Source organism: Hymenobacter lucidus (assembly GCF_020447265.1).
GTDB lineage: Bacteria > Bacteroidota > Bacteroidia > Cytophagales > Hymenobacteraceae > Hymenobacter > Hymenobacter lucidus.
This window is the reverse complement of sequence record NZ_JAJADR010000001.1, coordinates 581,695-603,228: the sequence shown is the minus strand read 5'-3', so window position 1 is coordinate 603,228 and position 21,534 is coordinate 581,695. Positions and strand designations below refer to the sequence as shown.

Sequence of the window (21,534 nt, the reverse complement as noted above, 5' to 3'; positions counted from 1 at the left end):
GAATTATTTTCGACATATACTACACTGAATAACAGTCTATTGCCTAAATAATAACTTCGACATCCATAGCCATTGCCGTGATAAGCTGCGGGGTATTGAGTAATTTTGGGCGGCATCAATATTCTACTCCCTGATTTTATGCAAAATTCTACCCTGCGCCTGCTGCCGATTCTGCTGGCACTGCTGAGCCCGGCCGCCGCCAGCGCCCAGAAAGCGGAGTCGACACTAGAAACCAAGGCTAACTATATTCACAACCAGGCCTTTGTACTGGACTCGCACGAGGACACGCCCATCAACCTGATGAAGCCGGGCTTCGACATCAGCCAGGACCACGACCCGAAGGAAGCGCAGGTGGATTTGCCCAAAATGCAGCGCGGCGGCCTCGACGGCGCTTTCTGGGCGGTGTATATGGGCCAGGGCCCCCGCACGCCGGGCGGCAATGCTGCCGCCAAGCAAGAAGCCCTGACGATTTTCAACGCCATTCGCTCCACCATTCAGGCTCACTCCACCAAGCTGGATTTGGCTACCACCGAGGAGCAGGCCCTGCAGATTCGGCGCGTGGGCAAGCGGGCGGTGTTTATCGGGATGGAAAACGGCTACCCGCTCGGCCAGGAATTGGGGTTGATTAAGTCATTTTATGACCTGGGCGTGCGCTACATCACCCTGTGCCACTCCTCCAACAACGACCTCTGCGACTCGGCCACCGACCCCAACGGCCCCGAACACCAGGGACTGAGCGCCTTTGGCAAGCAGGCCGTAACGGAAATGAACCGCCTGGGCATGATGGTCGACGTGTCGCACGCCTCCGACTCGACCTTTTACGACGTGCTGCGCCTGAGCAAAGCGCCCGTTATTGCCTCCCATTCCGGCAGCCGGGCCCTCGGCGACTCGCCCCGCAACCTGAGCGACGAGATGCTGAAGGCTCTGGCCCGCAACGGCGGCGTGGTGCAGGTGAACCTATATAGCCCCTACGTGAAAACGGAGGCCAAAACGCCCGAGCGGCTGGCCGCCGAGCAGGCGTTTTTCGCGAAGTGGAAAATCAAGAACTTCCTGAACGTGTATGGCCTGCCGGCCACCGAGCAACAGCAGGCCCTGGCCGATATTGACCAGCTCGACAAGCAGTTTCCGGTGGCCCTGGCCACGGTGCAGGACGCGGTAAACCAGATTGACCACATCGTGAAAGTAGCCGGCATCGACCACGTGGGCATCGGCTCCGACTTCGACGGCGGCACGCGCCTGACGGGCCTGGGCGACGCGGGTGAGTTTTCGAACCTGACCCTGGAGCTGGTAAAGCGCGGCTACTCGGAAAAGGACATCTTTAAGATCTGGAGCGGCAACCTGTTTCGGGTGATGAAGGCCGTGGACAAAGCCCGGCCGGCCGCCGCGGTGAAGAAATAACGGCATGTAAGCCACTAGGCACAAAAAAGCCTGCCCCAACCCGGAGCAGGCTTTTTTGTGCCTAGTGGCTACTACATCACGGCAAAGGTAACGGGCATGGCAAAATCGACGGTGACGGGCCGGCCGGCAACCTGCGCCGGCAGCCAGTTGCTGGGAATGCTCTTTACCACGCGCAAGGCCTCTTCGTCGCAGCCGCTGCCGATGCCCTGCACTACCCGGTAGCTGGAGGCATTGCCGTCGGCATCAATGGTAAAGCCAATCCAGACCTTACCTCTGACGCGGCTACGGATAGCCGCCGCAGGAAACCGAATAGCCGCCAAGTGGCTGAACAGCGCATTGGCACCGCCGATATAGAGCGGCTCCAGCTCGGGTTTGGTTTGGCCGTCAGCAGTGGGCTCGTGCAGGATTACTTTATACGATTCGGAGCCGACGGGTGGGGCGAGCTGCGAAAAGACGAGAATCCGGTTGGTGAAGTCGTACTTTTCTACTGGCTCGCCTTTGTAATTATACACTTCCCATACTCCCACGCGCTGGTCGTGGCGGTAGGCGCCGCGGGCCAGCACGGTCTTCCCGTCTTCGCCGTAGCTGGTCCAGATGCTGTCTTTCTGGCCATTGGTGTAATAGCCCGTAGTAGCCAGCTGGCGCCGACGCCCACCGTAGAGCTCGTAGCTGCCGTGCCGCACCTTGGCGTCAGACTTCAGTGTGTAGTACACCTCCTTAGAATCCGGGCCATGGTGGCTAACGGTGATTTTCCGGGTTCCCTGCCCGAAGCCGAGCAGGGGCAGCGCCAGCAAGGGCAGCACGAGGAGGCGGGAGATAGAGCAGGTAGTTGAGGATTGGAACATATAGTTGGGAATAAGTTGGGAATACCTGGAGAGTTAATGACTTCGCCGCCGCAGGGTGCTTTGCAAACAGCCCTCGGATCGGCTCAAATTAAAACTTTCGGCGCTAACAGCGGCCTAATCAGCGTTGCTACCTAATGGGCGTAACAACGGGCTTCTGCAAGCCGAATTTGATGGGTAGCTCGCACTCGACGGCCACCGGCTGCCCGGCTACCTGGGCCGGAATCCAGCCGTTGGACAGGCTTTGGACCACGCGCAGGGCTTCTTCGTCGCAGCCGCTGCCAATGCCCTGCGTAACGCGGTGGTTGGAGGCAGTACCGTCTTTGCCGATGCTGAAAGCTACCTGCACCGTACCGCTCACGCCACCCCGGATAGCCTCCACCGGATAGCGCATCATAAGCATATTGTTGGTAATAGCCGAGGTGCCGCCGATGTATACCGGAGCCACGTCGGGCGAGGTCTGGCCCGTGGCGGTGGGCGCCAGCAGCGTTACCGACATACTCTTGTTCTTGCCGGGCCGCACAAACAGCATCTGCCGCTGGTCGTAGTCGTATTTCTGCTCCAGCTCGCCTTTGCTGGTAAAGAACTCCCAGATGCCGGCCGGCTGGTCGTTCTGATAAGCTCCTTTGGCCACTACCGTGCGGCCGTCCCAGCCGTAGGTGGTCCAGGTACTATCTTTGCGGCCGTTGCTGAAATGCCCTTGCGTGGCCAGCTTATTTTGCTGCCCCTTGTAGAGCGTGTAGGTGCCGTGCTTCACGGCTTTGTCGGCCTTGAGCACGGAGTATACTTCCTTGCTGATAGGCGACTGGCTGGTGCGGGTGACCTGCTTGGTGGCCTGGCCAAATACTAATGTGGGGGCCAGCAGCAGGCTGGCAACAAAAATGCGGGGGATATTCAAGGACATAAAACCCGGAATGGAAAAAGAGAATAAACGGTGTACTATGGCCGGCTAATGTGCCGCGCCTCACTCCAAATATAAAGCTTTCGGCGGCGCCCCAGTGGGCTGCAGCCGCTAAACCCTGTGATTTGCTGATGAACTCCTCCCCTATTACCACCATCGTTTTCGACCTCGGCGGCGTGCTTATCGACTGGAACCCGCGCTACCTTTACCAGAAGCTGATTCCGGATGAGCAGGAAATGAACCGCTTCCTGAGCACCATCACCACGCCCGACTGGAACGAGGAGCAGGACGCGGGCCGCACCATTGCTGAGGGCACGGCCCTACTGGTGCAGCAGCACCCCGAGCACCGGGAGCTGATTGAGCACTTCTACGGCCGGTGGCCCGAAATGCTGGGCGGCGCTATTCAGGGTACCGTGGAGGTGCTGACTGAGCTGCGCGCCAGTGGCCGCTACCACCTTTATGCCCTCACCAACTGGTCGGAAGAAACGTTTCCGGTGGCTTTGCAGCAGTTCGAGTTTCTGCACTGGTTTGAAGGCATCGTGGTGTCGGGCACGGAGAAGTCGCGCAAGCCCTTCCCCGACTTCTACCACACGCTCTTTACCCGCTACAGCATCGAGCCCGGCCAGGCTCTGTTCATCGACGACAACGAGCGGAACATTCTGGCGGCGCAGGCCGTGGGCATGCAAACGGTGCATTTCCAGTCGGCCGAGCAGCTGCGCGCTGAGCTCCTCCGCCGGGGCCTGCTCAGCGCCTAACCCAAATGCCGCCGCCCGGTTCTACACCGCGAAGTTGCGGTTCTACACCGCGCAGCCGCGGTGCAAAACCGCAACTTCGCGGTGTAGAACCACAAGCTTCCGGTATAAAACCGCAAAACTGCGGTGCGGAACCGCGACTTCGCGGTGCAAAACCGCAAAACTGCGGTGTAAACCCGCGACTTTCCGATGTGAAACCGCGCGGTTGCGGTGTGGAACCGCAACGGGCCGAAAACAACACGGCCCCTTCTGGGGAAGGGGCCGTGGGCAGGCGTAAGAAGCTAGCCGACGTTAGCAGTCGGAGCCGTCGAGGCCGCAGGCGCCGCCGGAAGCCAGCACTACGGGCGCGGGGTGCTTTTCTTCCCACACTTTTTCCAGCACTTCCAGAAACAGCTCACTGGGCTGGGCCCCGGATACGGCGTACTTATCGTCGAAGACGAAATAGGGCACGCCCCGCACCCCGATCTGGCGGGCCTGGTACTCATCGTGGCGTACTTCCTCGGCATAAGCCTCCGACGCCAGGGCTGTGCGTACTTCGGTTGCGTCGAGTCCCAGCTCGGTGCCCAGCTCGGTTAGCGTATCGAGGTCGGCTACGTTGCGGCCCTGGGTGAAGTAGGCGGCCAGCACCCGCTCCTTAGCTTCGTTCTGCTTACCGTGTTTGGCGGCCAAGTGTAGGAAGCGGTGGGCCAGGAAGGTATTGACCGGCACCATGTGCTCGAAGTCGAAGTCGAGGCCAACTTCGCGGGCAATCTGGGCCATGTGCTCGTTCATCTGGCGGCCCTGGGCCACCGATACGCCCTTGCGCTCGGCCAGCAGCTCATGAATGCTTTGACCGGGCTTGGTGTGCATGGTGGGGTCCAGCTCGAAGCTGCGCCACACGATGTCGAGCGTGTCGCGGTGCGGAAACTGCGCCAGAGCGGTTTCCAGGCGCCGTTTGCCCACGTAGCAAAACGGGCACATGATATCAGACCAGATTTCTATTTTCATTGCTTCAGGGATTTGACAGGCGTAATAAGCCGGAGCCGGCCGGAATGTTTGGGCGGGCTAGCTCCAATCCAGGACAACAATGCGGCCGGCCGCCGGAGTTCCGGCGCATGTAGTTGGCCCCAGACGCGGTGCTACGCTATCTTGCGGTAGCTCCTGTTTGGTCCGGCTTTAATGTACGCTCCCATGTCTGCTGCTCCCAGTCTCACCTTCACCGCCCTGCTTGAGCCCGGCGGCCCCAGTTTTATGCCCACCCAGGTAGTGATAGTGCCCCTGGAAGTAGTAGAGGCGCTGGGCGGCAAAGCGACGCGGCGCGTAGTAGGCACCCTCAACACCTACCCGATACGGCTGGGCCTACTGCCCCTGAGTACGGGCGAGCGGTACTTAATGGTGAACAAGGAAACCTGCAAGGCGGCCGGCATCCAACTGGGCCAGCAGCTGACCGTGACCCTAACCCCCGACCCGACGCCCGACGCCGTAGACCTGCCCGCCGAGCTGGCCGAGGGCCTGGCCGAATGGCCCGAGGCTGCCGCCGGCTTCGAGCAGCTGACTGGGGGCGTGAAGCGGGCCATTGCCTACCACGTCAACAGCGCCAAGCGCCCCGAAACCCGCCTCAACCGCACCATGCAGGTACTGCGGCAACTGGCCACGGGCGGACACCCCTTCCGGGCCCCCAAAGACCTGGAATAACCCGCGGAGCCCTGGGCCGGCTGGCGGCAAATTCGGATATTTGCCCAGGGAGTTTATCCTTCTCTACCCTACTTCTTATGCGGCTTACTATGCGGCGTTATCTACTTCCTTTGCTCCTGCTGGGCCTGTTGGCCTCGTGCAGCCAGCGCGTATACAGCACCCGCGAAATAGTGCCCCAGGCCCTGACCCGGCACCGGCTGGTGGCCATTCTGCCCTTCGACGTGCAGCTGGCCCGAATCCGGCTACAGGACATTGCCGCCGCCCCGGACCCCGAAAAGCAGCAGGAGCAGCGCCGGCTGGTAGCGTACCAGTTGCAGCAGGAACTGCTAAAACAGCTGGCCGAGCGGCAGGCCAAGCACCCGTATTCGGTGCAGTTTCAGAACGTAGCCGAAACCAACAGCCGCCTGGAGCGGGCCGGTATTACATACGACAACCTCAACGACCACAGCATGGCCGAGCTGCAGGCGGCCCTGGGCGTCGATGCTATTCTGTCGGGCGAAACCTCGCTGTTTCAGCCTCTGCCTAATGGGCTGGCCGTGGCCTTGCTGGTGCTCACCGACACGGGCGGCCTGGCCCCCAGCGAAGTGCTGACCAACGTCACGATTCACGACTGCCAGAGCGGGGAGCTGGTCTGGAAATTCGACCACCAGCTCATTGGCGACCTGAGCCCCAGCCCCGCCACGCTGGCCCGGGTGCTGGTGCGCAATTCGGCCCGCACGTTTCCTTATCGGCCCTAGGTACTGCTATACCACGCGCAGCCAGTTTTTAGCCATGTCCAAGTCTTCGAAGGCGAGGGCCACGGGCTGAGCTAGGGCTGCGAGGGCCCGGTCGGCGGAAAAGCGGCTGTACAAATTGGCCGAATACACCCAGGCTACGTAACGCAATCCGGCCGCGTGCAGGCGCGGAAACATGTTCATCTCGCGCCATTCCGGGGTTTCGAGCCACATATCCGTCACCTCCGAGTTGTCGTTGAGCAACTTATGGCATTTCTCCGTCTGCACCGAGCGCAACACTGCCTCGCCGCCTTCCAGAGCCTGCTCAAAGCCAATGGCCCCGTACCAGAAAGCGTAAAGCCACTCGTTGTTGTAGTCGTAGTAGATAGTAAGGTATGGTAGCTCCTGAAGAATGCGCAACGCCATATGCCAGGCTAAAAAAGAGTAAACCAGGAGCTGGCCCCCGCCGATCATCCGGCTACAAAACTAAGATAATCAGGCTGATTACCGGATTATTTCCGCCCCCTGACAACAGAAATCAGATGGGCCGGGGCGAGCTGGACCACAACCTTCGGCGCGGCCGGCCGGTTTAGCAGGCTATGGGCCGGTCGGTAAACTGGCTTGTATCAAGCATTCATAACAGCCACTCACAATAGGACTATGGAATACAAGGAATTGGGCAATTCGGGCGTGCGCGCCTCGGTTATTACGTTTGGCAGCTGGGCGGCGGGCGGCTGGATGTGGGGCGGTACCGAGCAGAACGACGCCGTAGGCGCCATTCGGGCCGCCTACGATTTGGGCGTCACCTCCATCGACACGGCCCCGATTTACGGCATGGGCCTGAGCGAGGAAATCGTGGGCCAGGCCATCAAGGGCCTGCCGCGCGACAAGGTGCAGGTGCTCACCAAGTTTGGCATGCGCTGGGACTTGCCCACGCCCCAGGGCGACTTCGGCTTCAAGACCAAGGACAACAGCGGCCACGACCTGGACGTGTATAAATACGCCGCGCCAGAAAGCATCATTCGGGAGTGCGAGGACAGCCTGCGCCGCCTGGGTACCGACTACATCGACCTCTATCAGATTCATTGGCCCGATGTGACGACGCCCATCGACGCGACAATGGAAGCCGTGGCCAAGCTGGTGCAGCAGGGCAAAGTGCGGGCCGTGGGCGTGAGCAACTACTCAGCCGCGCAGATGGCCGAAGCCGAAAAAACCGTGCCGCTGGCTTCCAACCAGGTGCCCTACAGCATGGTGCGGCGCAACATTGAAAAGGACGTGGTGCCCTACTGCCTGGAGCACAACAAAGCTATTCTGGCCTATAGCCCGCTGCAACTGGGGCTACTGACCGGTAAAATCAAGCCCGGCCAGCACTTCGACGCCAGCGACTTGCGCGCTACTCATCCGCTGTTCAAGCCCGAGTTTGTGACGCGCGTCAATGCCTTCCTGGACCAGATTCGGCCCCTGGCTGAAAGCAAGAATGTCAGCCTCTCGCAGGTAGTGCTGCGCTGGACGCTGGCCCAGCCCGGTATTACGGTGGCCCTGGTAGGCGCCCGCAACGCCGAACAGGCCACCCAAAACGCTAAAGCCATGGACGTGAAGCTTTCCAGTGAGGAGCTGGACTACATCACCAAAGAGCTGAACAAACTACCAACGGCTGGGTAAGCCGCTGCCGCCCGGCGTACCGGAATAGTTCGTACCATACGGTCGGGGCATCTGCGTCCCGACCGTATTTTTTTGCCGCTTGTCCGCATGTCTTCCAGCTATATTCCCCTCACCATTCGCGCCATCCGGGACGAAGCGCCCGACACGAAGAGCTTCGTGCTGGAGCCAGCTGCCGGCCAGTTCATCAGCTACCAGCCGGGCCAGTACCTGACGCTGGTACACACCCAGCAGGGCCGGGAAATCCGGCGCTCCTACTCCATCAGCTCCGCGCCGGCTCTCGACGAGTTGCTGACCATCACCGTCAAGCGTGTCGATAACGGTCTGTTTTCGCGCTACCTCATCGACCAGGCCCGGGTGGGCGAAACCCTGCACACGCTCGGAGCCGCCGGCTTTTTCACGCTACCCGACAACCTGAACGACTACCAGCAGCTGATTCTGCTGGCGGCGGGCAGTGGCATTACGCCCCTGTTTTCACTGCTCAAAACCGTGCTCCACCAGCATCCAGCACTGCGGGTATTGCTTATTTACAGCAACCGTAGTCCGGCCACTACTATCTTCGGGGAAAATCTGGAGCAGCTGGCCCAGCAGCACCCGCAGCAGCTGCACCTGGAGCTTATTTTCAGCACCGACCCGAACCTGGCGCGGGCCCACCTGCACAAGGAGCTGCTCGAAGCACTGGTGGCCAAGTATGCGCCCACGCCGCCCGCCCAGACGCTGGCCTACCTCTGCGGGCCGCTCAACTTTATGCGCATGGGTACCTACGGTCTGCACGAAGCCGGGCTGCCGCTCAGCCACATCCGGCGCGAGCTGTTCCATACGGCCACGGCCACCGTGCCCCACAGCGTGCCGCCCGATACCGAGACCCACGAGGTATGTATCCGGCTGCGCGGCACCGAGCACCGTTTCCGGGTGCAGTATCCGCAAACCATATTGCAGGCGGCCAAAGCCCGGGGACTGGTACTGCCCTACAGCTGCGAGGCCGGACAGTGCGGCAACTGCGCCGCCCGCTGCACCGCCGGCACCGTCTGGATGGCCACCAACGAAGTGCTGACCGACCGGGAAACGGCCCGCGGCCTGGTGCTTACCTGCACTGGCTACCCGGTGCACGGCGACGTGCGCCTGGAACTACCCTAGCAGCTGGCCGGTGGACCATAAAAAAAGCCCGACTCAAAGAGCCGGGCTTTTTTAGAGAGGAAATCTATGTAAGCGTGTACTGTAGAGCAGAAATTCTACGAAAGCTTATTTGGGCATCAGCACTTTGTCGATGACGTGAATCACGCCATTGCTCTGAATTACGTCGTAGGTCGAAATGCAGGATACATTGCCTTTTTCGTCGGTCAGGACTACGTTTTTCGGGCCGTTCATGGTGGCGTACAGGGTACCGCCGCTCACGGTTTTGAGCGTAGCCGAGCCTTTGCCGGCTTTGATGGCGGCCATGATTTTATCGGCCGTCATGTTGCCTGCTACTACGTGGTAGGTCAGGATTTTGGTAAGCGTGGCCTTGTTTTCGGGCTTCACCAGGGTTTCCACGGTGCCGGCGGGCAGGGCGCTGAAGGCGGCATCGGTGGGGGCAAATACGGTGAAGGGACCTTTGCCCTGCAGTGTCTCTACCAAGCCGGCGGCCTTCACGGCGGCTACCAGCGTTTCGTGGTCTTTCGAGTTTACCGCGTTGGCCACAATATCTTTGTTGGCATACATGGCTTCACCACCTACCATCACGGTGCCGGCGGGCGTCATCTTGGCCTGGGCCGAAGCCGACTGCGTGCTAGCAACGCCCAACAGGGCCACTACGGCGAGGGAAAACAGATTTTTTTTCATGGTACTTCTTTGCAGAAAAAGGTTGGGGGGGTCGGAACTGTGGGCACTTACGCAGCCTCTTTCCCCACTGGATTTCCCGGCGCGAAGATTTCTCCTGTTTCGTCTGTCATCCTGAACGCCGCAAAGCAGAGTGAAGGGCTTTCCTGACTCACCTCACCGCCGTTTATAACAATATGAAAAAGCCCTTTACTACCGCAGCAGTAAAGGGCTTTTGCACGTTGAATAGTGCTTTCCACTCAGGCGAGGAAGGTCCTTCGCAAGCTCAGGATGACAGACCAAACAACGTCAGCACGCGAGATGCTTCGGCTTCACTGAGCATGACGTTCTGTTTTCCTGCCCTCCCTAAAACCCGATGTTCAGCACCAACGGCTGCACTTCCCAAAGGCCGGTGCGCAGGTTGTAGATGGTACGCACGCCAGCTTCGAGCGAGGTGCGCAGCCGCAGCGGATTGAACACGAACGACACGTCGAGGCCAGCCGTCTGGAAGTTGCGACTGGTGGTGTTGGTGCCCTGCGCCGCGTCGAAAAAGCCCATGGCTTTAATGCGCTGCACGTAGAGCAGGCGACCCAGCTCCCAGTGCGTATCGGCCAGCGGCAGGCGGTATTCCACGCTGCCCACCTGCAACTCCCGGAAGCTCACGTAGCCTTCACCCCGTGGGTAAAACACCGCCGCGCCAAACCGGTACTGCTGGGCATCTTGCAGCAGTTCCTGCCGCTGGTAGCCGGCCCGCAGCCGCAAGGAGTGGTGCTTGCCGATGCCGGGCAGATACAGGCTGCCAAACGCGGCCCACTGCCGGGCCTGCAGCCCCGCGCCAAACGGCGTGTTGCGCCACGAAGCCGTGAGGGCCTGGCCCCAGCGCGGAGCCACGTCGCGCTTGCTCTGCTTAAGGGTGCGGGAGTAGGCCAGCGTGTAGTTGAGTACGTGCAGGCCGGTGCTGCCGCCCACCTCGGTAAAGGAATAGCGCCCCGGCAAATCGTAGCCCTGCACCTGCTCGCCGCTGTAGTAAGCGCCCAGCGTAAGAAACTGCTGGTACTTGGAGCGCGTCAGGTTGAAAGGCAGCCGCCCGCCAATGGTGACGCGGTTGTAAGTCCACCGGTCGGAGCGCAGACTGTCAAGTGGCCGTTTTTGGTCGAAGTGCACGGCTACATTGCGGCCGCCGCGCTGGAAGCCCAGATCCAGAATTGGGAATAGGCCCTGGTAGCTGATGTCGGCCGAGACGTTGGCGGTGCGCTCAGTCTGGTCGTAGCCCACGCCCAGCACGGCCTGGGTGGTATTGAGAATATCCTGGGAACGAATGCCTACGCTGAGGCCCTGCCCCGTGGGCGCCTGCACCAGACCCCAGCTAAAGGCATTGAAGGCGTGGCTGAGCCGGTGGTAGCGCGCCAAGGCCAGCGGCGTGGCGGCCGGCGCGGCCGAGTCGGGCAGCACCGCGCCTACCGTGGCCACGCCCGGCTCCCGAGTCAGCAGTGGGTCGGTGTAGGCGGCGGGTGGTGCGGCGGGGGTTACTACCGGCCACGTTTCGGGCTGCAGCGGCATTTCGGCTACCCGCGTGCCCTCGGCCCGGAAATCGTGGAACGCCAGGTGCTGCCCGCCGGGGGCCACGGCGGCGTGGTAGGCCCCCAACGGCCGCGACGTAACCTGCCGAATCTGCCCTGAGCGCACGTCCACGGCATACACGTTGTCGATGCCCGACTGCGGGGAGTTGTAGAACACATAGTCGCCCCAGGGCTGGGGGTGGCTCAGGTTGGTGTTGCTCACGGGCACGAGCAGTTGGTGCTGCCCGCTTTCGGTGTCGATGCTCTCGATGGTTTTGCCGCCGGGCACGAGCTTCACGACCACCACGGCGCGGTTGTCGGCGCGCCAGCGGGGCTGCAGGTAAAAGGCGTTGGTGGGGTTGGGCAGCACCCGCTTTTCCTGGCCGGTGCGCGCATCGAGCACCACCAACTGGTTCTGGTAATCGGACTCGGCCCGCACGGCAATAATAGAATTGCCATCCGGCGACAGCGCGGCGGCGGTGTAGCGCTGCTTGGTGGTGAGTTTGGTTAGCTGCCCACTAGTTAAGTCAAGCACCTTGATGTCAGAATAAACGCGCTGCCCCCAGCGTACATCGGGCCGAAATTCGGGCCAGCATGCCTTGCCCCCGCCCACCGACAGCATCTCGGGGTTATTAACCAACCCCTGCACGAATACCCGCTGCTCGGCCCCGTTGCGCCGCAGCAGCACCAGCTGCGAAATGTCGCCCAGCCCGGCTTTCACGGCCAGCACGGTGCTGTCGGTTACGTATTGCGGATACTGGTATTCGGTGAAGACCTTCGGCTCGGCTTTCACCGCAAACGTCGTGGCCTCGGTTAGGGTGAGGCGCTGCTGCTCGGCGCGCCACGTCGAGTCGAGCTGCTGCATGGTGCGCTGGTAGAGGTCGTCGGGGCGCAGGCCGGTGCCCGAGGCGAGCTTCAGGCTGCGGGAAAACGAGAACGGGTACACCGGAAACCGGTAGTAGCGGTTCAGCACGTCGCTCCAGGCGTTGGGGCCGTTGGTGCGCTTGTAGTTGGTAGTCAGGAAATAGCCCAGCACGTAGTGGTTGGGCACATTGTCGCGGTAAGAGCCGGCCACCGCCTTGCTGTAGCCGTAGCGCCGCCCGGCCAGCAAATTAGCCCGCAGCCCGACGTTGAAATACGGAATCCGGCCCCGGCCGCTGCGCGTGAGCAGGGTTTCGGTGCCTACTGCGTCGCCCTCCCAGAACCAGTCGGGAATGCCGAGCGTGACCACGCCCAGCCCGCCGTAGCCGAAGAGCGAGTAGGCCAGCCGCCCGATGCCCTGCTGGCCTTTCTCGTACTGCACCACGTGCCGGAACTCGTGAATGGACAGCTGGTCGAGCCAGTCGAGAGTGCCGGTCAGAAATGGGTCTTGGGGCGCGGTGGTGAAAAATTCGGAGTGGCGCGGAATGATGGTCACGAAGCCGTTGCTTACCATAGTCTGGTTCTGGAGCACCACCGACACCGGCCGGGGCTCCTTTTCCAGCGAGGCACTCACCGGCCCGTACACCTGCTCCAGCCGCAGGGCCGTGCGCTGGGCCTGCGGGGCAAAGCCTTCGGGAAAAAGCACCTGAAAGTGGGGCGTGCGCACCTGGTACCAGGGCAGCGACGCCGGGTTCTGAGGCAGCACCGGCAGCGTAGGCTGGGCCAGGGCTGGCACAAAGCTCAGCACGGCACACAGAGTAGACAGGAAAAGCTTGGACATGCACACGGTGGGAATAGGCGCACAGGTGGGGCGGCGCACCGGATAAAAGGCAGGGTTTAACTACCGGCGCCGGAACAAAAAGCCAGGCCAGCGGGTCTGACAAATTTAACGGCAAAGCTGACACTTGCCGGGAGAATAAACGGCTACCGCTGACCCGGCCAGGATTACCAAAATCCAACCGCCAGCTCCACGTCCAAACCAATCCTGTTTTCGTAGATACCCCCGTGATGAACCAACTAAAACCGCTCCTGCTGGGTCTGGTGCTGCTGATAGCCGCCTGCTCGCAAAACCACACCGATGCCCAAACTTTCCGCCGCCCTACGACCGGCGCGGCGCCCACCAACCTCAAAGGTCTGGCCGTGGCCACCTTCGCCGGCGGCTGCTTCTGGTGTACCGAAGAAATATTCGAAGAGCTGCGCGGCGTGAAGCAGGTCGTGTCGGGCTACGCCGGCGGGCTGGAAAAGAACCCCACCTACGAGCAGGTAGGCAGCGGCCGTACCGGCCATGCTGAAGCCATTGAGGTATACTACGACCCCAAGCAAATCAGCTACCAGACGCTGCTCGACGTGTTTTTTCTGGCCGGCCACGACCCAACCACGCTCAACCGCCAGGGCCCCGACGCCGGTACCCAGTACCGGTCGGTAGCTTTTTACCGCACGCCCCAGGAAAAGCAGCTGATTGAGGCCACCATCAAAAAGGTGGATGCCTCCAAGCACTACTCCGCCCCCATCGTGACGCAGGTGGTACCCTTCCAGAAGTTCTGGCCCGCCGAAGACTACCACCAGGGCTACTACCGTCTCCACCCCGAAAACCCCTACATCCAGTCGGTATCGACGCCCAAAATCGAGAAGTTCCGCAAAGCCTTTAAGGACAAAATCACCACCGAATAGTGTGTTGAGCCTACTCTACTGAGACACCGCTGAAGCATCTCGCAGGCTGATGTTGTTGGCAACAGAACGTTGGTCATGCTGAGCTAGGCTGAAGCCGCGTCACAGTGTAGAACCGTTTAAAAAAAGTGTGACAGAGCTTGTCACACTTTTTTTGTCTGCTAATTTTTGTGACAGGGTCCGTTACAAAAAAATATTTCGCTGGCCCTTTGTGACAACGCGGACCGGATCGCCGCACGCGCCGCCTGTTATTCGTTTTATTCAGGGCCGGTGCGCCGGGTTGCGTGCCGGCCAGGTTATATTTGTTCCGGTTGCTTCCCCAGCCTTGCTCGGACCGAAGAAATCTTCTGCCATTTTTTCGCGAGATGCTATGCCTGCCGAAGCCGTTGACTTTCAACTCATTTTTGATTCCCTGCCTACGCCCAATCTGCTGCTTTCCCCCGGCTTGGTGGTGGAGGCCGTGAATGAAGCCATGTGCCGCGTGTTGCGCCGGCCGGCGGCCGAGCTGGAAGGCCAGGAGTTGCTCACGATTTTGCCGGCCTCAGCTGCGGGTCCCGAGGCCACCGCCAGCCTGTGGCGCGCGGCCCTGCTCGATGTGCTGGCCCGCCAAACTGTACGCACGCTCGACATTCAGCGCTACGACCTGCCCCGGGCCAATGGTACCATCAGTACCCGCTACTGGCAGGCCACGCTGCGGCCCATTGTGCAGGCCGGGCAGCTGCGCCACTTGGTGTGCCGCGTGCTCGATGTTACGGAACAGGTTACGCTGCAGGCCCAGGGCAGCTTCAGCCAGGAAAGCTTTAGCCTGCTGACCCAGGCCACGCACGACGCCATTTGGGACGCCGACCTGCGCACCGGCCAGGTGTGGCGCAACGAAATGTTTACCACGCTGTTTGGGTACCCGGGCGGAATTTCGGCCGACTCGACCCTGTGGCTCGAACACCTCCACCCCGACGACCGGGCCGCTGTGGAAGCGGGCCGGGAGGCCGTGTTTGCCAGTACCGCTTCGGTCATCAACGACCAATACCGCTTTCAGCGCGCCGATGGCTCGTGGGCCGAGGTGGTCGACCGGGCCTACGTGGTGCGTGGGGCCGACGGGCAGGCCGTACGCCTGCTGGGGGCCATGCAGGACGTGACCACGCAGCGCCAGGCCGAGCGGGTACTGCAGCAAAGCAACGCGCGCTTCAGTCGCCTGCTCGAAGCCCTGCCCCAGATGGCCTGGACCTCACACCCCGGCGGCGGCGTCACGTATTACAACCAGCGCTGGTATGATTTCACGGGCGGCACCTTCGCTGAGCTCCAGGACTGGGGCTGGGAGCGGTTTATTCACCCCGACGACCTGCCGATTACCATAACCCGCTGGCAGGAAGCAATCCGGCAGGGTACTCCCTTCGAAACCGAGCACCGCTGGCGCAACCGCCAGGGCGACTACCGTTGGTTTTTGGCTCGCGCCGAGGCCGTGACGGATGAAACAGGCGCTATTCTACTGTGGGTAGGCTCCAACACCGACATTCACGACGGCCGCCAGCTGCGCGAGCAGCTACTGGAAAAAGACCGGCTCCTGCACCGCATTCTAGGTCAGGTGCCCGCCGATATTGCCACCCTGCTCGGTCCCGACCACACTATTGGCTTCGTAAACGAAGGCATGCAGCGTCTCTATGGCAGCCGTGCGGTGCCGGGCCGCCCAATTGCGGAGGCTTTTCCCGAAGTCGCCGACCAGGGGTTTGTAGCCATCATGGACCAGGTATATACCACCGGGCAGCCGCACTACGGCATCGAGCAGCTTACGCTTATCGAGAATGAGCAAACCGGCCAGCCCGAAACCCATTACCTCGATTTCACCTACCAGCCTCTACTCGACGAAACTGGCCGCATCCAGGGCCTGCTGGTATTCGCGGTAGAAGCCACTGAGCGGGTGCTCACGCGCCGCCGCGCCCAGGCCCTGGATGAGGCCGTACGCCAGCGCGAAAAAGAGTTTACCCTGCTGGCCGACGCCATGCCCCAGCTGGCCTGGATGGCTGGCCCCGATGGCCGAATTTTCTGGTACAATCAGCGCTGGCACGAGTACACCGGCATCTCCCTGGCAGCCATGGCCGACTGGGACTGGACCACCATGCAGCACCCCGATTACATAGCGGGAGTGCAGGAAAGCTGGGCCATTGCCCTGGCCGCCAGCCAGCCTTGGACCTACACCTTTCCGCTGCGTGGGCAGGACGGCGAATACCGCTGGTTTTTGTCGCGGGCCGAGCCTATCCTCAACGAGCAGGGCGAAGTCGTGCGCTGGTTTGGCACCAACACCGACGTGACGGAGGCCCAGCGGGTGCAGCAGCAGCTCAAGCAGCAAAACCACGAGCTGCGCCGCATCAACGAAGACCTGGACAGCTTCGTGTATACCGCTTCTCACGACCTGAAGCAGCCCATCAACAACATGGCCGGCATCTTCGAGGAGCTGACCCGCACGGCTTACTTCCGCGACCCGGACGCCATGAAGCTCATCACCATGTTTGAGCGCGCCCTGCAGCAGATCTACGACACGATTTATAACCTCTCGGAGCTGGTGCAGGTGCAGAAGCTGCGCCACGAGCTGCCCACCGAGCCGGTGCTGCTCGAAAACCTCACGCGCGAAGTGCTCAGCAGCATGGGCGAGCAGCTGGCCAACGTGCGCGCCATCGTCACCACCGATTTTGCCGCCGCGCCACTGGTGGTTTTCGTGCGGCCCAACCTGCAGAGCGTACTGTATAACCTCATCAGCAACGCCCTGAAGTACGCCGCGCCCAAACGCACGCCCCGCATCCACATCTGGAGCAGCCAGGAAGACGGCCACATCGTTATCGGGGTGCGCGACAATGGCTTGGGCATCGACCTGGAGCGGTTTGGGGGCCAGCTGTTTCAGCTATTTCGCCGCTTCCACGACCATGTCTCCGGCTCTGGTATGGGCTTGTACCTGGTCAACCGGATTGTGCAGAGCTACGGCGGGCGGGTTGAGGTGGTGAGTGAGCTGGGCCAGGGCTCCACGTTCCGCATCCATATCCCACTGGCCGGCCACTCGCTCGACGCTGCCCCTTCTGAGGAGCAGATCTATTCAATTTAATCGGCTGGCCGCTAGCAATTCCGGTACGGCTTCGTTTCTTGCTGCCCGCAAGTATGCTTACCTATGCCCTTACCGCTCCTTACCTCGAAGCTGCCTGATGTAGGCACCAGCATTTTTTCCGTCATGTCGCAGCTGGCGGCCGAGTGCGGCGCTATCAATCTGGCCCAGGGCTTTCCCGACTACGACCCACCCCAGGCCCTCACCGATGCCCTGGCCCGGCACGCCCGCACGCCGGGCCACCACCAGTACGCGCCCATGCCCGGCCTGCCCCGTCTGCGCGAAGCCATCAGCCAGAAAACGGCCGCCGTCTACGGCGTGGCTGCGCCCAACCCCGATACCGAAATCACCATTACCAGCGGCGCTACTGAAGCCCTCTATGCCGTGCTGGCCGCCGTGGTGCGCCCCGGCGACGAAGTACTGGTGCTGGAGCCCGCCTACGACCTGTACGGGCCGGCCATCCGGCTCCAGGGCGGCATTCCGGTGTACGTGCCGCTGCGGGTGCCCGAGTTCAGCCCCGACTGGGACCTGGTGAAGGCTGCGCTTTCGCCCCGCACCCGGCTCATCATGCTCAACACGCCCCACAACCCGTCGGGTGCGGTACTCACCGCCCAGGACCTGGCCACGCTGGCCGCGCTGCTAGCCAATACGGCCACGCTCGTGCTCAGCGACGAAGTGTATGAGCACATGGTGTTTGATGGGCAGCAGCACGCCAGCGCCCTGCAGCTGCCCGAGCTGGCCGAGCGCAGCTTCGTACTCTCGTCGTTTGGCAAAACCTACCACGCCACGGGCTGGAAAGTGGGCTACTGCATTGCCCCACCGCTGCTCACGGCCGAGGTGCGACGAGTCCATCAATTCCTGACCTTCGCCGTGAGCACGCCGGCCCAGCACGCTCTGGCCGATGTGCTAGCCGACGCCGAGCAGTATCAGACTTTGCCCGACTTCTACCAGCACAAGCGCGACCTGTTTGCCGGCTTATTGCAGGGCTCCCGCTTCGAGCTGCTGCCCGCGCCGGGCTCCTATTTCCAACTGGCCCGCTACGACCAGATTTCGGCTGAAGCTGACGTGGACTTTGCCCGCCGACTCACCCGCGAGTTTGGCGTGGCCGTTATTCCAGTGTCGGCTTTTTATCACGATGGGCTGGATCAGGGCCTGATCCGGTTCTGCTTTGCCAAGCGCGACGAAACCCTGGCTCTGGCTGCCGAGCGGCTGCGGGCGGTGTAGAGAGTAACAGCCCCGTTAATGGCTCAATAGCCCCGACAGCTCCGCAGTAGGAACTATCGAAAAATATCTTGCATTATTCTCGCTACAAGTCTTGGTTTTTTCTGTAAAATGGCGGTACGCTTCTCTCGCCCTTCCTACCTGAAACCTATCTGCAAATGTCTGACCTGACCGTTTCTTTCGTCCAATCTTCTCTGCAGTGGCACGACCCGGCGGCCAACTGGGCCGAGCTGGGCCGCCACATCGAGGATATTTCCATTCCGACCGACCTGATTGTGCTGCCGGAAATGTTCACCACCGGTTTTAGCATGGATGCCGCCAACCTGGCCGAAACCATGGACGGCCCCACGGTGGCTTGGCTCCGGCAGCTGGCCGCCACCCGCGACGCAGTAGTAACCGGCAGCCTCATCATCAAGGATCAGGACCAGTATTTCAACCGCCTGCTATGGGTGCGGCCCGATGGCAGCATTAGTTACTACAACAAGCGCCACCTGTTTGGGGTGGCTGGCGAAAAAGACGTGTACACGGCCGGCACTGAGCGCCTGATTGAGGAATGGCACGGTTGGCGCATCTGCCCGCTGGTGTGCTACGACCTGCGCTTTCCGGTCTGGAGCCGCAACTCCGTAAACCAGCCCTACGACCTGCTGCTGTACATGGCCAACTGGCCCGCCTCGCGCCGCACCGCCTGGATTACGCTGCTGCGGGCCCGCGCCATCGAAAACCTGGCCTACACTGTGGGCGTCAACATTGTGGGCATCGATGGCAACAGCCTGGCCTACGCCGGCGACTCGGCCCTGCTGGATATGCGCGGCGAGTACCTAGTGGAAGTCGGCAACCACGAAACTAGCATCACCCGCACCCTGCGCCGCGCCGACCTAGAAGCATTCCGGGAGCGGTTCCCGGCCCTGAACGATGCTGACCCCTTCTCGCTCAACGAACCGGTCGTATCAGCCCTGTCTCATCAGGTATAGAATAGAGTCTAAACCACAAAAAAGCCTCCGGCAGTGCGCCGGAGGCTTTTTTGTGGTCAGGTGCGGTGGCTGGAGCTACTGCACCACCAGGCGCTGCACGCCGGTTTCGCCGTTGGCGGCCTCGGCCCGCACCAGGTACACACCAGCGGCTAGGTTCTGCAGATCGAGCGTGTGGCGCTGGCGCAGAGCAGCTTCGGCACGGACCCGGCGGCCCATCATGTCGAGCACTACGAGGCGCGTGGGCCGGGGCGTTTCCACGATGGCCGTCGTCGTAGCCGGGTTGGGATACACGCTCAAGGGCAGCTTCTGGGCCGCGGCTTTGGCACCCAGCGTTGGACGCAGGCCCCCCAGGGCTACCACGCCCCCGTCCTCGGTGCCCACAAACAGCTCCGGAATACCGTCGTTGTTGACGTCACTGGACGTCAGGGTGTAGAGGTTTTCGATGCGTGAGCCTAGTTGCAGCGGTTCGAGACGGGCCAGCGTGGGGTTGAAGAGCACGTCGCTGCGGTCAAGGAAAATGCTGCTTTGGCTGCGGTAATCGGCATAGAAGTGCAGTACGCCCAGCTCATCAATCGTTACCAGATCGGGGCGGGTGTCGCCATCGAAGTCGGCCACGGTGGTCGCCAGGTTGTTGGGCCGCTCATCGGTAGGCGTGCGAATGCGCCCGAAGTCGTTGTTGACCAGCACAAAGGCGCGGCTAAGGGGCTGGCTGCCGTTGTTGCGGTAGTAGCGCAGGGCCTGGCCGGGAAAGTCGCTGGAGTTGGTGTTGGTGCTCAGCAGCATATCCACATAGCCGTCCGCATCCACATCGGTGAAGCAGGGCGTGTCGTACACCCGGCCCGGAATATTCTCCAGCAGCGTGGGCGAAGCTACATTGAAGGCGGCCGACTGGCTAGTGGTGGCCGTATTCAGCACGTAGGCAATGAAGTTGTAAGAGCTGTTGCGCAGCGAAAAAGCCGAGTACGCTAAGTCCAGCACCCCGTCGCGGTTCAAATCGACCAGCGCGGGGCGCAACGAGCCGTACTTTTTGCCCGATAGCCCCAGGTAGTCGTTGGTAATGAGCTTATACACGGGCTTGCTAGCCGTGCCCACGTTCTGGTACAGCCACAGCGAGGCGCGGTAAAAGCCCCCCGTAGTAGCTCGGCTCACGCCCCCGATAAGCATATCCTTTAGTCCGTCGCCGGTCAGGTCGCCGAAAGCCGGGGCGGCTTTGTCGCTCACGTCCAGCATGTCGCGCTGCAGAAAGTCGTTTTGCCGGAAAGCGTAGTTGGGCGCAGCCGTGGCGCTGGTATTCTCATACAGCCACACCGTCTGGTGGGTATCAATCGTATCGAGGTGGTCGAATACGTTGGGGGTCACCACCAGGTCGGGCCGGCCATCGAACGTTACATCCAGAGAATACGGAGCCGGAAAGTTGGGCAGGCGCACCGGCGTAGTGGGCGGAAAACTGGCCGTTTGGCCCGCAGAAGTAAAGCGGGCCGCCGCCAGCGTGCCGGCGTTGGTGAGGCGCACCAGTTCGGCGCAGTTGTCGCGGGCCGTCAGCAGGTCTTTGTCGCCGTCGCCGTCCAAGTCAATGGGCAGTAGGTTGTTGCCGCTGGTGTGGTTGGGCTTCAGCACGTTGTTGCTACGGCACTCTTCGGTACCAAATACGAAGGACGAGCAACTGGTGTAGCAGGTTTTCACGCCGCCCCAGCGCTGACTGTCCTGCCGAAAATCGAGCCCGCCGCAGGCCGTGGTGCTGCTGTTGATAAAGGAATGGACGGTGGTGCTGTTGATGTAGTTGAAGGTCACGATATCGAGCCGCCCGTCGCCGTTGATATCCTCGATGGCCGGGGTGTTGTAGCCGCCGGTGCTAATGTTGGTCATACCGCCATTGGGGCCGGGGTCGAAGAAGTTCAGCTCGTCACTGACCAACTGAAACGTTGGCCGACCACCGGCTCCTGCCACGTTGCGGTACACCTTGATACTGCCGCTGATGGGGCCCATCGTGAAGATGTCGGGGCGTCCGTCGCAGTCGTAGTCGCGCAGCTGCACCCAGTTGGAGAGGTCGGCCGGGAACAGCGACTGGTAATCGGGGGCATATTGCCACATCCGGCCGCCGCTGGGGTTGGCCGCGTTCAGGTAGGTGTAGGAGCGGCGCGTCTGACGGTCGAACAGGTAGAGGTCGGGCTGGTTATCGCCGTTCAGGTCGATGCTGGAGAAATGCGGCGTGTTGAGGCCGCCCACCCAGGCCGTGCGCAGCGTGTCGGTGCCGTGTACTACTTTTGCCACCGACCGGTATTCAAACGCGAAGGGCGTCTGGGCCGAAACGCGCTGCGGCAACCCAATAAAAGCACCTAGTACAAGCAGGAAGAATAACGGTTGTCGCAT

General features: G+C 61.5%; 17 protein-coding genes. 10 read left to right on the top strand and 7 right to left on the bottom strand.

Features of this window, described 5'->3' with window-relative positions; genetic code table 11:
* Positions 1-138 precede the first annotated feature (138 nt).
* The gene (locus LGH74_RS02530) at positions 139-1,398 is read left to right on the top strand and encodes a dipeptidase (protein ID WP_226171484.1); all 1,260 of its coding nucleotides are present in this window, start codon (positions 139-141) and stop codon (positions 1,396-1,398) included.
* A gap of 71 nt (positions 1,399-1,469) precedes the next feature.
* Here the strand turns inward: LGH74_RS02530 and LGH74_RS02525 are convergent, their stop codons facing one another.
* Both LGH74_RS02525 and LGH74_RS02520 read right to left on the bottom strand, forming a co-directional pair.
* A complete protein-coding gene (locus tag LGH74_RS02525) occupies positions 1,470-2,243 on the bottom strand; it encodes an energy transducer TonB (RefSeq protein WP_226171482.1) in 774 nt (257 codons plus the stop codon).
* A gap of 127 nt (positions 2,244-2,370) precedes the next feature.
* Complete coding sequence (locus LGH74_RS02520; RefSeq protein ID WP_226171480.1) at positions 2,371-3,144, bottom strand: energy transducer TonB; 774 nt, start codon at positions 3,142-3,144, stop codon at positions 2,371-2,373.
* A gap of 128 nt (positions 3,145-3,272) precedes the next feature.
* Here LGH74_RS02520 and LGH74_RS02515 point away from each other — a divergent pair, with 128 nt between their 5' ends.
* Positions 3,273-3,896 carry an HAD family hydrolase gene (locus tag LGH74_RS02515; protein WP_226171478.1) on the top strand — a complete coding sequence of 208 codons (624 nt, stop codon included), beginning with the start codon at positions 3,273-3,275 and terminating at the stop codon, positions 3,894-3,896.
* 288 nt (positions 3,897-4,184) lie between these two features.
* On the opposite strand, the gene LGH74_RS02510 is transcribed toward LGH74_RS02515, so the two are convergent.
* Positions 4,185-4,880, bottom strand: a complete 696-nt coding sequence (locus LGH74_RS02510) for a DsbA family oxidoreductase (RefSeq protein ID WP_226171476.1) — start codon at positions 4,878-4,880, stop codon at positions 4,185-4,187.
* 183 nt (positions 4,881-5,063) lie between these two features.
* On the opposite strand from LGH74_RS02510, the gene LGH74_RS02505 reads away from it, so the two are divergent.
* A complete protein-coding gene (locus LGH74_RS02505) occupies positions 5,064-5,567 on the top strand; it encodes a YdeI/OmpD-associated family protein (RefSeq protein WP_226171474.1) in 504 nt (167 codons plus the stop codon).
* 89 nt (positions 5,568-5,656) lie between these two features.
* Positions 5,657-6,304 carry a hypothetical protein gene (locus LGH74_RS02500; protein ID WP_226171472.1) on the top strand — a complete coding sequence of 216 codons (648 nt, stop codon included), beginning with the start codon at positions 5,657-5,659 and terminating at the stop codon, positions 6,302-6,304.
* 6 nt (positions 6,305-6,310) lie between these two features.
* Here LGH74_RS02500 and LGH74_RS02495 read toward each other — a convergent pair whose 3' ends face one another.
* Positions 6,311-6,706, bottom strand: a complete 396-nt coding sequence (locus LGH74_RS02495) for a hypothetical protein (RefSeq protein ID WP_226171469.1) — start codon at positions 6,704-6,706, stop codon at positions 6,311-6,313.
* 234 nt (positions 6,707-6,940) lie between these two features.
* Between LGH74_RS02495 and LGH74_RS02490 the strand changes: the two genes are divergently transcribed.
* Together LGH74_RS02490 and LGH74_RS25005 are read left to right on the top strand one after the other, a co-directional pair.
* The gene (locus LGH74_RS02490) at positions 6,941-7,942 is read left to right on the top strand and encodes an aldo/keto reductase (protein ID WP_226171457.1); all 1,002 of its coding nucleotides are present in this window, start codon (positions 6,941-6,943) and stop codon (positions 7,940-7,942) included.
* A gap of 87 nt (positions 7,943-8,029) precedes the next feature.
* A complete protein-coding gene (locus LGH74_RS25005; protein WP_284439286.1) occupies positions 8,030-9,076 on the top strand; it encodes a ferredoxin--NADP reductase in 1,047 nt (348 codons plus the stop codon).
* Between the two features lie 105 nt (positions 9,077-9,181).
* Here the strand turns inward: LGH74_RS25005 and LGH74_RS02475 are convergent, their stop codons facing one another.
* On the bottom strand, positions 9,182-9,760 hold the full coding sequence (locus LGH74_RS02475; RefSeq protein WP_226171454.1) for a fasciclin domain-containing protein: 579 nt from the start codon (positions 9,758-9,760) through the stop codon (positions 9,182-9,184).
* A 342-nt stretch (positions 9,761-10,102) separates the two neighbouring features.
* Positions 10,103-12,997: a TolB-like translocation protein gene (locus tag LGH74_RS02470; RefSeq protein WP_226171452.1), complete on the bottom strand. Its 2,895-nt coding sequence runs from the start codon at positions 12,995-12,997 to the stop codon at positions 10,103-10,105.
* A gap of 227 nt (positions 12,998-13,224) precedes the next feature.
* Here LGH74_RS02470 and msrA point away from each other — a divergent pair, with 227 nt between their 5' ends.
* The 4 genes from msrA to LGH74_RS02450 all read left to right on the top strand — a co-directional run bounded on the left by msrA (position 13,225) and on the right by LGH74_RS02450 (position 19,164).
* Positions 13,225-13,887, top strand: coding sequence for a peptide-methionine (S)-S-oxide reductase MsrA (msrA, locus tag LGH74_RS02465; RefSeq protein WP_226171449.1), 663 nt, complete (start codon positions 13,225-13,227; stop codon positions 13,885-13,887).
* Between the two features lie 367 nt (positions 13,888-14,254).
* Entirely contained in the window at positions 14,255-16,975 is a 2,721-nt protein-coding gene (locus tag LGH74_RS02460) for a PAS domain-containing protein (protein WP_226171447.1), read from the top strand.
* Positions 16,976-17,038: 63 nt separating this feature from the next.
* A complete protein-coding gene (locus tag LGH74_RS02455) occupies positions 17,039-18,196 on the top strand; it encodes a methionine aminotransferase (protein WP_226171445.1) in 1,158 nt (385 codons plus the stop codon).
* A gap of 155 nt (positions 18,197-18,351) precedes the next feature.
* Positions 18,352-19,164 carry an amidohydrolase gene (locus LGH74_RS02450; RefSeq protein WP_226171443.1) on the top strand — a complete coding sequence of 271 codons (813 nt, stop codon included), beginning with the start codon at positions 18,352-18,354 and terminating at the stop codon, positions 19,162-19,164.
* Positions 19,165-19,239: 75 nt separating this feature from the next.
* Here LGH74_RS02450 and LGH74_RS02445 read toward each other — a convergent pair whose 3' ends face one another.
* Positions 19,240-21,534, bottom strand: a complete 2,295-nt coding sequence (locus tag LGH74_RS02445) for a T9SS type A sorting domain-containing protein (RefSeq protein WP_226171440.1) — start codon at positions 21,532-21,534, stop codon at positions 19,240-19,242.

Coding starts and splice junctions, on each gene's coding strand:
- LGH74_RS02530 (WP_226171484.1), top strand. CDS start 139: ATGCAAAATTCTACCCTGCGCCTGCTGCCGATTCTGCTGGCACTGCTG.
- LGH74_RS02460 (WP_226171447.1), top strand. CDS start 14,255: ATGCCTGCCGAAGCCGTTGACTTTCAACTCATTTTTGATTCCCTGCCT.
- msrA (WP_226171449.1), top strand. CDS start 13,225: ATGAACCAACTAAAACCGCTCCTGCTGGGTCTGGTGCTGCTGATAGCC.
- LGH74_RS02515 (WP_226171478.1), top strand. CDS start 3,273: ATGAACTCCTCCCCTATTACCACCATCGTTTTCGACCTCGGCGGCGTG.
- LGH74_RS02525 (WP_226171482.1), bottom strand. CDS start 2,243: ATGTTCCAATCCTCAACTACCTGCTCTATCTCCCGCCTCCTCGTGCTG.
- LGH74_RS25005 (WP_284439286.1), top strand. CDS start 8,030: ATGTCTTCCAGCTATATTCCCCTCACCATTCGCGCCATCCGGGACGAA.
- LGH74_RS02445 (WP_226171440.1), bottom strand. CDS start 21,534: ATGCGACAACCGTTATTCTTCCTGCTTGTACTAGGTGCTTTTATTGGG.
- LGH74_RS02475 (WP_226171454.1), bottom strand. CDS start 9,760: ATGAAAAAAAATCTGTTTTCCCTCGCCGTAGTGGCCCTGTTGGGCGTT.
- LGH74_RS02470 (WP_226171452.1), bottom strand. CDS start 12,997: ATGTCCAAGCTTTTCCTGTCTACTCTGTGTGCCGTGCTGAGCTTTGTG.
- LGH74_RS02500 (WP_226171472.1), top strand. CDS start 5,657: ATGCGGCGTTATCTACTTCCTTTGCTCCTGCTGGGCCTGTTGGCCTCG.
- LGH74_RS02455 (WP_226171445.1), top strand. CDS start 17,039: ATGCCCTTACCGCTCCTTACCTCGAAGCTGCCTGATGTAGGCACCAGC.
- LGH74_RS02505 (WP_226171474.1), top strand. CDS start 5,064: ATGTCTGCTGCTCCCAGTCTCACCTTCACCGCCCTGCTTGAGCCCGGC.
- LGH74_RS02490 (WP_226171457.1), top strand. CDS start 6,941: ATGGAATACAAGGAATTGGGCAATTCGGGCGTGCGCGCCTCGGTTATT.
- LGH74_RS02510 (WP_226171476.1), bottom strand. CDS start 4,880: ATGAAAATAGAAATCTGGTCTGATATCATGTGCCCGTTTTGCTACGTG.
- LGH74_RS02520 (WP_226171480.1), bottom strand. CDS start 3,144: ATGTCCTTGAATATCCCCCGCATTTTTGTTGCCAGCCTGCTGCTGGCC.
- LGH74_RS02495 (WP_226171469.1), bottom strand. CDS start 6,706: ATGGCGTTGCGCATTCTTCAGGAGCTACCATACCTTACTATCTACTAC.
- LGH74_RS02450 (WP_226171443.1), top strand. CDS start 18,352: ATGTCTGACCTGACCGTTTCTTTCGTCCAATCTTCTCTGCAGTGGCAC.